Annotated in this window: 10 protein-coding genes; 6 read left to right on the top strand and 4 right to left on the bottom strand. The window is 60.3% G+C overall.

Going from position 1 to position 13,150, the window contains the following annotated elements; all coding sequences use genetic code 11:
* Window positions 1-170: 170 nt before the first annotated feature.
* From secA to V6M90_RS10965, 3 genes are all read left to right on the top strand, one after another.
* Complete coding sequence (gene secA / locus V6M90_RS10955) at window positions 171-2,906, top strand: preprotein translocase subunit SecA (RefSeq protein ID WP_042945209.1); 2,736 nt, start codon at window positions 171-173, stop codon at window positions 2,904-2,906.
* A gap of 124 nt (window positions 2,907-3,030) precedes the next feature.
* On the top strand, window positions 3,031-4,248 hold the full coding sequence (argJ, locus tag V6M90_RS10960; protein WP_003175819.1) for a bifunctional glutamate N-acetyltransferase/amino-acid acetyltransferase ArgJ: 1,218 nt from the start codon (window positions 3,031-3,033) through the stop codon (window positions 4,246-4,248).
* 19 nt (window positions 4,249-4,267) lie between these two features.
* On the top strand, window positions 4,268-5,212 hold the full coding sequence (locus V6M90_RS10965; RefSeq protein WP_042945938.1) for a Nudix family hydrolase: 945 nt from the start codon (window positions 4,268-4,270) through the stop codon (window positions 5,210-5,212).
* A gap of 129 nt (window positions 5,213-5,341) precedes the next feature.
* On the opposite strand, the gene V6M90_RS10970 is transcribed toward V6M90_RS10965, so the two are convergent.
* From V6M90_RS10970 to V6M90_RS10980, 3 genes are read right to left on the bottom strand one after another with little or no spacing between them, the layout of a single operon-like run.
* Complete coding sequence (locus V6M90_RS10970; protein ID WP_141063349.1) at window positions 5,342-5,920, bottom strand: cob(I)yrinic acid a,c-diamide adenosyltransferase; 579 nt, start codon at window positions 5,918-5,920, stop codon at window positions 5,342-5,344.
* 2 nt (window positions 5,921-5,922) lie between these two features.
* Entirely contained in the window at window positions 5,923-7,959 is a 2,037-nt protein-coding gene (locus V6M90_RS10975) for a sensor histidine kinase (RefSeq protein ID WP_141063348.1), read from the bottom strand.
* A 46-nt stretch (window positions 7,960-8,005) separates the two neighbouring features.
* Window positions 8,006-8,923: a putative 2-dehydropantoate 2-reductase gene (locus tag V6M90_RS10980; protein WP_141063347.1), complete on the bottom strand. Its 918-nt coding sequence runs from the start codon at window positions 8,921-8,923 to the stop codon at window positions 8,006-8,008.
* Window positions 8,924-9,046: 123 nt separating this feature from the next.
* On the opposite strand from V6M90_RS10980, the gene V6M90_RS10985 reads away from it, so the two are divergent.
* Together V6M90_RS10985 and V6M90_RS10990 are read left to right on the top strand one after the other, a co-directional pair.
* A complete protein-coding gene (locus V6M90_RS10985) occupies window positions 9,047-9,532 on the top strand; it encodes a YajQ family cyclic di-GMP-binding protein (protein ID WP_003175814.1) in 486 nt (161 codons plus the stop codon).
* Window positions 9,533-9,668: 136 nt separating this feature from the next.
* A complete protein-coding gene (locus tag V6M90_RS10990) occupies window positions 9,669-10,511 on the top strand; it encodes a mechanosensitive ion channel family protein (RefSeq protein WP_332846466.1) in 843 nt (280 codons plus the stop codon).
* A gap of 188 nt (window positions 10,512-10,699) precedes the next feature.
* Here the strand turns inward: V6M90_RS10990 and V6M90_RS10995 are convergent, their stop codons facing one another.
* Window positions 10,700-11,980 (bottom strand): OprD family porin, encoded by a 1,281-nt coding sequence (locus V6M90_RS10995; protein WP_003175812.1) that lies wholly within the window; start codon window positions 11,978-11,980, stop codon window positions 10,700-10,702.
* Between the two features lie 742 nt (window positions 11,981-12,722).
* On the opposite strand from V6M90_RS10995, the gene V6M90_RS11000 reads away from it, so the two are divergent.
* Window positions 12,723-13,148: an HIT domain-containing protein gene (locus V6M90_RS11000; RefSeq protein WP_003175811.1), complete on the top strand. Its 426-nt coding sequence runs from the start codon at window positions 12,723-12,725 to the stop codon at window positions 13,146-13,148.
* Window positions 13,149-13,150: the final 2 nt, after the last annotated feature.

A 13,150-nucleotide genomic window follows, 5' to 3' on the forward strand; every position in this document is an offset into this window, starting at 1 on the left:
AGCCCTTATTTTAAACAGGCCCTCTCACGGCGCCATGCCAGCATCTAGGAACAACGCCACTTTCCTCACCCACGATTCCGGGTAGAATGCGCGTTCGCATGCGGCCGTGAGGGCTGCTCGGGCCACTCACGGTGCGCCCTCCATCCCTATGTGTGGAAGAACCTGCCGATATGTTTGCGCCTTTGTTAAAGAAACTTTTTGGAAGCAAGAATGAGCGCGAAGTCAAACGCATGCTCAAGACGGTGCAGCTGGTCAATGCCTTCGAAGAGCAGATGGTTGCCCTGTCGGACGAGCAATTGCGCGCCAAGACCCAAGAGTTCAAGGCCCGCATAGCCAAAGGTGAAACCCTCGACAAGCTGCTTCCCGAAGCCTTTGCGGTCGCCCGCGAAGCCGGCAAGCGCATCATGGGCATGCGCCACTTCGACGTCCAGTTGATCGGCGGCATGACCCTGCATGAAGGCATGATCGCCGAAATGCGTACCGGTGAAGGCAAGACCCTGGTAGCGACCCTGGGTGTTTACCTCAACGCACTGTCCGGCAAGGGCGTGCACGTGGTGACGGTGAACGACTACCTGGCTCGCCGGGACGCCAACTGGATGCGCCCGCTGTATGAATTCCTCGGCCTGACCGTCGGCGTCGTGACGCCGTTCCAGCCGCCGGAAGAAAAACGCGCCGCCTACGCCGCCGACATCACCTACGGTACCAACAACGAATTCGGGTTCGACTACCTGCGCGACAACATGGCGTTCAGCATGGAAGAAAAATTCCAGCGCGAACTCAACTTTGCCGTGATCGACGAAGTCGACTCCATCCTGATCGACGAAGCCCGTACCCCGCTGATCATCTCCGGCCAGGCCGAAGACAGCTCGCGCCTGTACACCGAGATCAACAAGTTGATCCCGCGTCTTGAGCAGCACATCGAGGAAGTGGAAGGCGTGGTGACCAAAGAAGGTCACTTCACCATCGATGAGAAGACCCGTCAGGTCGAACTCAACGAAGCCGGCCACCAGTATGTAGAAGACATGCTGACCCAGATCGGCCTGCTGGCAGAAGGCGAAAGCCTGTACTCGGCGCACAACCTGGGCCTGCTGACCCACGTGTATGCCGGCCTGCGCGCCCACAAGCTGTTCCATCGCAACGTCGAATACATCGTGCAGGATGGCCAGGTAGTACTGGTCGACGAACACACCGGCCGCACCATGCCGGGTCGCCGTCTGTCCGAAGGCCTGCACCAGGCGATCGAAGCCAAGGAAATGCTCAACATCCAGGCCGAAAGCCAGACGTTGGCGTCCACCACCTTCCAGAACTATTTCCGCCTGTACAACAAGCTGTCCGGCATGACCGGTACGGCCGACACCGAAGCGTTCGAGTTCCACCAGATCTACGGTCTGTCGGTGGTGGTCATCCCGCCGAACAAGCCGCTGGCGCGTAAAGACTTCAACGACCTGGTGTTCCTGACCGCCGAAGAGAAATACGCGGCGATCATCAACGACATCAAGGACGGCCTGTCCAAGGGGCGCCCGATCCTGGTGGGTACCGCGACCATCGAGACCTCCGAGCATGTGTCCAACCTGCTCAACAAGGAAGGCATCGAGCACAAGGTCCTCAACGCCAAGTTCCACGAAAAGGAAGCCGAGATCATTGCCCAGGCCGGTCGCCCAGGCGCACTGACCATCGCCACCAACATGGCCGGTCGTGGTACCGACATCCTGTTGGGCGGCAACTGGGAAGTGGAAGTGGCCTCCCTGGACAGCCCGACGCCTGAGCAGATCGCCCAGATCAAGGCTGACTGGCAGAAGCGCCACCAGGCCGTGCTGGAATCCGGTGGCCTGCAGGTGATTGCGTCCGAGCGTCACGAATCGCGCCGTATCGACAACCAGTTGCGTGGTCGTGCCGGTCGCCAGGGTGACGCCGGTTCCAGCCGCTTCTATCTGTCCCTGGAAGACAGCCTGATGCGCATCTTCGCCTCGGACCGCGTGAAGAACTTCATGAAGGCCCTGGGCATGCAGTCCGGCGAAGCGATCGAGCACCGCATGGTGACCAACGCCATCGAGAAGGCCCAGCGCAAGGTTGAAGGGCGCAACTTCGACATTCGTAAGCAACTGCTCGAGTTCGATGACGTCAACAACGAACAGCGTAAAGTGATCTATCACATGCGTAACACGTTGCTGGCCGCCGACAACATTGGCGAGACCATCGCCGATTTCCGTCAGGACGTGCTCAACGCCACCGTCAGCGCGCACATCCCGCCACAGTCCCTGCCTGAGCAGTGGGATGTTGCCGGCCTGGAAGCTGCGTTGAAGAGCGACTTCGGTGTCGACCTGCCGGTCCAGCAATGGCTCGACGAAGACGACCACCTGTACGAAGAAACCCTGCGTGAAAAACTGATGGCCGAGCTGCTGGCCGCGTACAACGAGAAAGAAGAGCAGGCGAGTGCCGAAGCACTGCGCACCTTCGAGAAGCAAATCGTACTGCGCGTGCTGGACGACCTGTGGAAAGACCACCTGTCGACCATGGACCACCTGCGTCACGGTATCCACCTGCGCGGCTACGCCCAGAAGAACCCGAAGCAGGAGTACAAGCGCGAGTCCTTCACGCTGTTCTCCGAGTTGCTGGATTCGATCAAGCGCGACTCGATTCGCGTGCTGTCCCACGTTCAGGTGCGTCGCGAAGACCCGATCGAGGAAGAGGCGCGCCTGCGTCAGGAAGCCGAGGCACTGGCGGCGCGCATGCAGTTCCAGCACGACGAAGCACCGGGCCTGGACGCGCCTGAAGTATTGGGCGAGGAGGTCGATGTGGCCCTGGCTCAATCGCCAGTGCGCAACGAGCAGAAACTGGGCCGCAACGAGCTGTGCTACTGCGGTTCGGGCAAGAAATTCAAACACTGCCACGGCCAGATCGAATAAGATTTTCGCCTGACGCTGCAACACCCCGCGCCGCGACCGGCCTTTGCCGTCGCGGCGTTTTGCCATTAATTCCCCCGTCGATAGCGACGGCACAGATATCACCTATTTTTTGAGGAGCGCATTCATGGCTGTTGGTCTTGGTCCTTTGCCCACGCTGCACCCGGTTGCCGGTTTTGAACTCGGTATCGCTTCTGCCGGCATCAAACGTGCGGGGCGCAAGGATGTAGTGGTGATGCGCTGTGCCGAAGGCTCGACCGTCGCCGGTGTGTTCACCCTCAACGCGTTCTGTGCCGCGCCGGTGATCCTGGCCAAACAGCGCGTTGCCGGCGCTATTCGTTACCTGCTGACCAACACCGGCAATGCCAACGCAGGCACCGGTGAGCCAGGTCTTGTTGCCGCCGCGCGCACCTGTGCGAAGCTGGCTCAACTGACCGGCGTGGACGCCAGCCAAGTGCTGCCGTACTCCACTGGCGTGATCGGCGAGCCGCTGCCGGTCGAGAAAATCGAAGGCGCCCTGCAAGCCGCGCTGGACGATCTGTCTGTGGATAACTGGGCGGCGGCGGCCACCGGCATCATGACCACCGACACCTTGCCAAAAGGCGCGAGCCGTCAGTTCGTACACGATGGCGTGACCGTGACCGTGACCGGCATCAGCAAGGGCGCGGGCATGATCCGCCCGAACATGGCCACCATGCTCGGCTATATCGCTACCGACGCCAAAGTCTCCCGCGAGGTGTTGCACAGCCTGATCCTGGACGGCGCCAACAAGTCGTTCAACCGCATCACCATCGATGGCGATACCTCGACCAACGACTGCTGCATGCTGATCGCCACCGGCCAGGCCAACCTGCCGCAAATCACCGAGGCCAGCGGCCCGCTGTTCGCAGCGTTGAAGCAGGCGGTGTTCGAGGTGTGCATGGAGGTGGCCCAGGCCATTGTGCGTGACGGTGAAGGTGCAACCAAGTTCGTCACGGTCGAAGTCAACGGCGGCGGCAATCACCAGGAATGCCTGGATGTCGGCTACACCGTGGCCCATTCGCCGCTGATCAAGACCGCCCTGTTCGCCTCCGACCCGAACTGGGGCCGCATCCTCGCCGCGGTTGGCCGTGCCGGAGTGCCGGACCTGGACGTGAGCAAGATCGACGTGTTCCTCGGTGACGTGTGCATCGCCAGCCGTGGCGCCCGCGCCGAGAGCTACACCGAAGCCCAGGGCTCGGCGGTGATGCAGCAGGAAGAGATCACCATCCGTATCGAACTGGGTCGCGGTGAGTGCAGCGAAACCATCTGGACCACCGACCTGTCCCACGAGTACGTGAAGATCAACGCGGAATACCGTACCTGAAGCCTGGAGGATGAGCGCGGTGAAACGAGTGCATGTAGCAGCGGCGGTGATCCGCGGTGTCGATGGCAGGATCCTGCTGGCGCGCCGCGCCGATACCCAGCATCAGGGCGGCCTCTGGGAGTTTCCCGGCGGCAAGGTGGAGGCCGACGAGTCGGTCGCTGTGGCCCTGTCCCGCGAACTGCAGGAAGAGTTGGGCATCCAGGTCACCACGGCGCGGCCGTTGATCAAGGTGCACCATGACTACCCGGACAAACAGGTGTTGCTGGATGTCTGGGAAGTCTCGGCCTTTACCGGCGAGCCGCACGGTGCCGAGGGGCAACCCCTGGAATGGGTGGCGCCGCGGGACCTGATCAACTTCGCGTTCCCGGCCGCCAACGCGCCGATCGTGGCTGCCGCGCGCCTGCCCGCCGAGTATCTGATCACGCCGGGCGAACTGGAAACCCCGACGCTGTTGCGCGGGATTCAGAAGGCTATTGCCGGGGGCATCAAACTGGTCCAACTGCGCGCACCCAACGGCTACGACCCCAAATACCGCGACCTGGCGGTGGATGCGGTGGGCCTGTGCGCCGGCAAGGCACAGTTGATGCTCAAGGGACCGTTTGAATGGCTGGGAGATTTTCCAGCGGCCGGCTGGCACATGACCTCGGCCCAACTGCGTAAATACGCGAGCAAAGGCCGGCCGCTGCCGAAGGACCGCTGGTTGGCTGCGTCGTGCCACAACGCTGAAGAGCTGGCACTGGCGCAATTGATGGACGTGGATTTTGTCACGCTGTCGCCGGTGCAGCCTACCCGGACGCACCCTGATGCCCAGCCATTGGGTTGGGAGCAGGCGGCACAGTTGATCCGTGGGTTCAGCAGGCCGGTGTTTCTGCTGGGTGGGGTGGGGCCGGGTGAGCGGGAGCAGGCTTGGGAAGCCGGGGCGCAAGGAGTGGCAGGTATCAGAGCGTTCTGGCCGCAGGTTTGATGCTGTTCTGACTTGCCCTATCGGGAGCAAGCCCCCTCCCACATTCGACCGAGTTCCACCTTTGGAATGTGGACAAAATGTGGGAGGGGGCTTGCTCCCGATGAGGTCCTGTCATTCAGCTGAAAAATCTCAGTGTGGCTTGGCCGCCGCCTGCCACAAAACCTCAGCCACACCCTGGCGCCTGGCAATCACCCGCGCCGCCACAAACAGCAAGTCCGACAACCGATTGATATACGCCAACCCCACTCCCTCCAACGGCTCCACCGCGTTGAGGTGCTGACAGCGCCGTTCCGCGCTGCGCGCCAGACTGCGGCAGACATGGGCCTGGGCAATCAACGCGGAGCCTCCGGGCAGGATGAAGTTCTCCAGCGGCCCGACCTCTTCATTCCAGCGATCAATCGCCGCTTCCAGCCGATCCACTTCCGCCGCGCTCAACGCCTTGTACACCGGCATCGCCAACTCACCGCCCAGATCGAACAAACGATGCTGGCAAGGCGTAAGTACCTCGATCACGTCCTTGAGTTCAGGGTGCTTGCCGCTCTGCTCTTCAAGACCGGCGAGCAACAACCCCAGTTGGCTGTTCAGCGTATCGACCTCGCCGATAGCGTCCACCCGCGGGTGGTCCTTGGGCACACGGCGGCCATCACCCAGCCCGGTTTCGCCCCCGTCGCCGGTGCGTGTGTAAATTTTCGACAGGCGAAAGCCCATGGTCAGTGCTCCAGTTGGGTCGGTTCATAAGGCGGCAATTGGCTGCCGGCCAAGGGAAGGCGCAGGGTGAAGCAGGTGCCTTGACCAAGTGTGGAATGCACTTCCATCTGGCCTTTGTGGTTGTTGGTAATGATGAAATACGACACCGACAAGCCCAGCCCGGTGCCCTGGCCGATTTCCTTGGTGGTAAAGAACGGTTCGAAGGTGCGTTTGCGCACGTTCTCGCTCATACCGATGCCGTTGTCTTCCACCTGGATCTCGGCCCATGGCGGATTGAGGCGGGTGCGCAGGATGATACGCCCCGGTTCGCTGTCGCCTTCGCGCAGGTGAATGGCTTGGGCGGCGTTTTTCAACAGGTTGAGCAGCACTTGTTCCAGCTCGTTGGCGGTGCCGGGCACGGGGCCTAGCTGTGGGTCGAACTGACGGATGATGGCCTGGCCCTTGAAGTCGAAGCCGATGGTCAGGTCGAAGTCGTTACCGGCAATTTCCACCGCCTGGTCGATCAGCGCCGGCAGGTCGCAAGGTGCCATCTGTCGGTTGCTGCGACGGCTGAAGCTGAGCATGTGGGTGACGATTTTGGCGGCGCGTGCCCCGGCTTGCTGGATGCCATCGAGCAGTTGCGGCACTTCACGCCCCTCCAGGTAGCGATTGACCGTCGCCAGCTCGATGCCTGCCTGTTCGGCATATTCGAGGTTCTTGGGCAAGTCGGCGGACAAGCGGCGGCGGATGTTCTGTACGTTATGCAGGATTGCCCCGAGCGGGTTGTTGATCTCATGGGCCATGCCGGCGGCCAGCCCGCCGACGGAGAGCATTTTTTCCGACTGCACCATCATTTCTTCCAGGGACAGGCGCTGGGTGATGTCGTCGATGCGGATCACCACGCCACGCCCGGCACCGCCCATCAGTGGATAGAAGGTCAGGGCGTAATGCTTGGGCTCTTCATCCTTGATCCAGGTGACACGTTCGATGCGTTCTACCGTGTGTTGTTCGATCGTGGCCTTGATCTGCGGCAGGAACGGTTTGATTGGTTCGAAGGCGAGATAGATCGGCTGGTTCAGGGCTTCGTCCAGGCGCGTACCGGAAAGCGCGCTGGCTTCCTGGTTCCACTGGGTGACATACAGTTGCTCATCCAGGGCGATCAGCGCCGAGGGCATCGAGTCGATGATGCTGTTCAGGTAATTCTGAAAACCGGTGAGTTTTTTCTCGATCTTGCTGCGGACCTGCACCTCCAGTTCCAACTTGCGGTTGGTATGGCGGGTCTCTTCGGCCAGCCCCTGGGCCTGGTCATAGGCGGCCTGGGAGTCGTCCCGCGCGCGCTTGAGTTGCTGCTCACGGGCTTCGATGCGCGACAGCATGGTATTGAACGCTTCGGCCAGGCTGCCGATTTCATCGCGGTTGCCACGGCCGGCGCGCAGGGCATAGTTTTCTTCACGGGTCACCTGGCGCGACAGTTCTTCCAGCTCGTGGATCGGCCGAGTAATCAGGCGCTTGATCTGCCGCGCGATCACCAGCCACAGCAGCACACTGAAAATCAGGATGCCGAGGCTGGCCGTCAGCGTGCCGGTATAGAACGCCACCGGCAGTTCGCTGCTGGCCACCAGCAACAGATGCCCGGACGGTTGGCCGACGCGGGGCAGGGTGATCACCTGGTTGCTGCGAAACTCGGTCACGCGCCAGGCTTCGATATGCCGGTAGTGATCCGGCAGATGCAGGCGATCACCGTGTTGCATCTGCGCCAGGCGGTTGCCTTCGCCGTCGTACAGGGCGGCAGCGCGCAGCGGCGAATAGCTGGTCAGCTCGTTGAGCAGCGCTTCGGCCTTGGCCGGGGATTCGAGGGCTTCGGCGGCGAGGGCCGGGTTGGACACCAGTCGTCCTATGGCCTGCAAAGCCTGGGGGGCCATGCTTTCCTGGGAGATCCAGTAGGCGGCGCTGATAAAGGTCAGGTTGGCCACCAGCAGTACAGTGGTCAGCAGTACCAGCAGGGCGGCCAGCAGTTTCTGCCCTACCGGTAAGTTTTCAAGACGCTGGCGCAGCGGCATCAGGGTTTTCCCAGGTGATAGACAGGTTGGCAGGGTAGCGCGTGCCTCAGTCGCGGGGCAATCCGCGTGCGGCCAACAGGTCGATCAAACGCACCTGCAATTGTTGCAAATGCGCCAGCTTCAGTTGGTGACGGGCGGCCGCCTGGCAAGCATAGCCCAGCAAGTAACTGATCTCGGTGCGGCGGGCGTTGGCCACGTCCTGGTACATGGAGGAGTAATTGGCGGCGGTGGCGTGGATCACCCGTTCCACTTCGTGCTGCAGATCCTGCGCGGCGGCGGGTTGGCCGCAGCATTCCAATAGTTCGCCGAGCTCGGCGCACAGGGTGGCCACTTCGCAGTGGTGGGCCTGCAACTCGCCGTTGCGGCACTGGTAAAGCACGGTCAGTGGATTGATTGCGCAATTGAGGGCCAGCTTGCGCCACAGTCGCGTCAGGATGTCGGTGCTCCACTCGTGGGGGATGCCGGCGGCGTACAGGTCGTCCAGCCACAGCGGTGGGGTGGGGTGGCCCGCGTCCCCCAGCCAGGTGTAGCCATGACCGGCGAACACCACGCGCCAGTCGCCATCGCGAAATGCGCCCTCGGTGCTGGAGGCAAAGATGCAGCGTGCCTGGGGCAATTGCGCGGCCACCGCGTCCTGGCTGCCGAGGCCGTTTTGCAGCAGGATCAGTTCCGCGTCGGGCACCAGGCGATGTTGCAGCTGTGCGACAGCGCTTTGCGCGTCGTAGGCTTTGCACGCCACCAGCAGGCGACGGATCGGTTCCGGGCTGTCGGGCGTTTCGCCAACCACCGGGTAGGTGTGGGCGATGCCCTGTTCCACCAGGGTCAGGCCCGTGCTCGACTGATAGCTGGCCAGGCGCGCCTCATCGCGCAGGATCAATCGCACAGGCAGCCCGGCGCGGGCCAGGCGCGTGGCCCAGAGTGTGCCCAGGCTGCCGGCGCCGAGAATATGCCAGGTGGTCGACATCAGTGTGTGCTCCGTAGGGTCATCAGCGGTGAACGGGACGAAAGAACCGCTATAATGCCCCGGCATTTTAGCTCGGGCGCGCTCCATCTCTACTGAGCCCGCCCCTTATATTGGAGAAATCACATGCCTTCGTTCGACGTGGTATCTGAACTGGACAAACACGAAGTCACCAACGCCGTCGAGAACGCCGTCAAGGAACTGGACCGTCGCTATGACCTCAAGGGCAAGGGCAGCTTCGAGTTCAAGGAAAAGGAGCTGACCGTCAACCTGACCGCTGAAGCCGATTTCCAGCTGGAAGCGATGATCGAGATCCTCAAGCTGTCGCTGGTCAAGCGCAAGATCGACGCGCAGTGCCTTGAAATCAAGGACGCCTATGCCTCCGGCAAGCTGATGAAGCAGGAAGCCGTGCTCAAGGAAGGCATCGACAAGGAGCTGGCGAAGAAAATCGTCGCGCATATCAAGGATGCCAAGCTCAAGGTCCAGGCCGCCATCCAGGGTGAGCAGGTGCGCGTGACCGGCAAGAAGCGTGATGACCTGCAAGAGGCCATTGCGGCCCTGCGCGCCAAGACCTTCGACATGCCGCTGCAGTTCAATAACTTTCGCGACTGATGGCACTTTGCGGAACCTGCGGGCGTTTTTGACGTCCCACGCCGCAGAATCCGTGCCTACACTTGAGCCCTACGGGGCTCATTTGCGTTTTTAGGCAGTCAATAAAGCCGCACATCCGCCACACAGGAGAAGCTACATGGATTTAAACGCTGAAATGGATCACTTGATCAAGACCTCACAGTCGTGGATCCCGATGATCATGGAATACGGCAGCCGCGTGTTGCTGGCGCTGCTCACCCTGGCCATCGGCTGGTGGCTGATCAACCTATTGACCCACCGCGTGGGTCGCCTGCTGGCCTTGCGCAGTGCGGACCTGGCGCTGCAACACTTCATCACCAGCCTTGCGAATATCGCGCTCAAAGTCATGCTGGTGGTCAACGTGGCCTCGATGATCGGTGTGGCGACCACCTCGTTCGTTGCCGCGATTGGCGCGGCGACCCTGGCTATCGGCCTGGCCTTGCAAGGCAGCCTGGCGAATTTCGCCGGTGGCGTGCTGATTCTGTTGTTCCGCCCGTTTCGCATTGGTGACTGGATCGAAGCGCAGGGCACCTCGGGTACCGTCGACAGCATCCAGATCTTCCACACCGTGCTGCGCACCGGTGACAACAAGACGGTGATCATTCCTAACGGCAGCCTGTCCAACGGCATCATCACCAACACCAACCGTCAGCCGACCCGCAAGGTGGTGTTTGACGTGGGCGTGGATTATGAGGCGGATTTGCAAAAAGCTCGTGAAGTGTTGCTGGAGCTGGCCAAGGATCCACGCGTATTGACCGATCCTGCTGCGGTGGCGGTGGTTTCGACCTTGGGCGACAGCTCGATCACGGTTTCCCTGCGCTGCTGGACCAACACCCCGGATTATTGGGATGTGGTGTTCATGCTTAATGAGCTGGCGCGTGATCGTTTAAAGGCAGCGGGGATTGATATTCCATTTCCGCAGCGGGTTATTCGCGTAATGCAGGAGCCCGCATCGAAGTAATGGCATGCATCATGTTTAACTTGGCCGAAAGGTCAAGTTAAACGTGCCAGCTGACTTTAGTTACTTAGCTAGCTAGTTATTATGAGCTGACTTAAAACTGCAATAAAAAAGCCGCTCCCTTGCAAACAGGGGAGCGGCTTTTTGTTTAAGGCCGAGGCCTTAAGTCATCGTTGTAATTGAACGGGCAATTACAGGATGTTCAGCGGGTAGTTCGCGATCAGACGCAGCTCGTCGATCGAAGGCGAACCGTAGTACACGCCATCACCGGAGCGATAGGTCGCTTGACGCAGGCGCAGGCTCAGGTTTTTGGCTGGGCCGCTCTGCACGACGTACTTGGCTTCGATGTCGCGTTCCCACTCTTTACCGTTCGAGGTAGTGCCAGTGTTGGCGCCGCTACCGGTCACGTAACGAGTCATGAAGCTCAGGCCAGGAATGCCGAAGGTTGCCATGTTGATGTCGTAACGTGCCTGGTAGGACTTCTCGCCTTCGGCGTTGAAGTCGGAACGGGCAATGGAGTTGGCCAGGAAGATCGAGCCGCCGCCGTCTACGCCGTAGCCGTAGTCGCCGTCGCCAGTGACTTTCTGAGCAGCCAGGGTGAAGGTGTGAGCACCAATGGTGTACGCACCCTGCAAGCTGAACGCGCGGTTGTCGAGCTTGGTGGTGCCATCTTTCTCGGCACGCTGCAGGCCTGCACCTTCGCTCTTGGTGTCGTAGATGTTGAAGTCCAGAGCAAAGGACTGGTCGTCGCTCAGCGCGTGGGTCCAGTTCAGGTTGCTGTAGTACTTACGGAAGTAGTCTTCGGTTTTCGCGTAGTACAGGCTACCGGTGACTTCTGGAGTGAACGAGTAGACACCGCCGACAAAGTCGGTCTTGGTCAGGCCCAGGCTGTCACGGTAGGTCTGGTTCTGCGCGACGCTGGAAGTGAAGTGACCGCCTTCCAGTTTCAGGCCCTTGATCTCGTTGCTGGTGATCGAGATACCTTGTGGCAGTTCCGGCAGCAGACGGCTGTCGTCGGAAGCGAACACAGGGGCTGTGGTGTACTGGTCACCGACTTTCAGGACAGTATTGGAGATACGGAATTTAACCGCGCCGCCGCCTTTGGAGTAGTCGTCCTGCGAACGACCGTCGGAACCGGTTGGGAACAGACCAGTGCCTGCACGACCCTTGCCGCTGTCGAGTTTCACGCCCAGCAGGCCGATCACGTCAACACCGACACCCACGGTGCCTTGGGTGAAGCCCGATTCGTACAGAGCGTTGAAGCCAAGGCCGGTCTCTTCTGCACGGCTCTTGGAGCCAGGCCCCGACGGGTTGTTACGGAAATCGCGGCTGAAGTACAGAGCGCGAGTATTGATGCTGAAAGTGCTGTCTTCAACAAAGCCCTTGGAATCGTCCTGGGCGGACGCCATTGCGAACTGCGAGGTGCCTGCTGAAACAGCCAGGGCGATCATGCTCCACTTCATCACGCGCATCGTGATTTGCTCCTTTGGTTTTCGGAAGAGTACTGCCGTCCCACCTGTATTTTTATCTGGGCGGCTCTTTCTTTTTTGTGTCGGCGCAAAGTTATATCACGCCGGCTCTATTGACGATACTTACCCATCTTTCCTTTCAGCTTCTTTACGAGGCTGTCGTAAACTGCTAGCTCCGTGTCGCAAATTCACAGCCCGAGTGTAGCTGGGCTGACAACTTCAATACTGTTTCAAACGCCTTTCGAAGTTTGAATCCTTCCTTGATCTGCATTGAAACGCTGCTGTTTCTTATCGCGTAACACCTGCTTCCCGCTGGGTGTCGTTGCCGACGATAGCGGGGTCAATGCAACAAGCGCGCCCAAACCGGTAATCAAATGTCATTTTTTCGTGAAAAATGTGATGGTCCTGTAAAAGCCGCATAAACACGGGCTTTTTACGCCGTTTGGTTTGGGCTTGACGCCCACGTGTTACTTCTGTTCGCACGTGCGAAAAACCTGTTCCGGTGAAAAACGTTACCGGTCCACCCCGTTGAGTGGGTAGTCGGCGGTTCTCTTTGAAGCACAAGTGGGTCATTTTGGTGCATTCCGGTGAGGCCCGAGTTAGCGTAGCTCAAATAACGATCTGCATCGAAAGGGTGCAGATTTTTTATCCGATTGCGCAGGTGTGTGTGCAATCGCCGTGAAGCCTTGGGCATTCAACGGTATGCTGGGCCCCTGAACCTGACCTGCCGAATGGAGTGCCCGCGGTGTTCGCCCTAGATCAACGCCTGCAACAAGACACACTGGTCCTCGGGGACTTCCCGCTGTGCCGCCTGCTGCTGTCCAATGACTCGAACTACCCCTGGTTCATTCTGGTGCCGCGTATCAACGGTATCAGCGAAGTGTTTCAGCTGGGTGTCGCAGATCAACAAACACTGTGGCAAGAGACGACGACCCTGGCGCAATTGCTGAACGAAGGCCTGGGCGCCGACAAGATGAACATTGGTGCGCTGGGTAACGTTGTCAGCCAATTGCATGTGCATGTGATCGTACGCAAGCGCGATGACGCCGCCTGGCCGGCACCGGTGTGGGGCAAGCACCCGGCGCGGCCGTATACTGACGAGCAAGTGGCGGGCATCCGTGCACGCCTGCGCGAGCTGCTGCCCGCCGATTTCAAATTTACCCAGGGCTGAAT

This window comes from Pseudomonas lactucae, assembly GCF_036688725.1.
Taxonomy (GTDB): Bacteria; Pseudomonadota; Gammaproteobacteria; order Pseudomonadales; family Pseudomonadaceae; genus Aquipseudomonas; species Aquipseudomonas lactucae.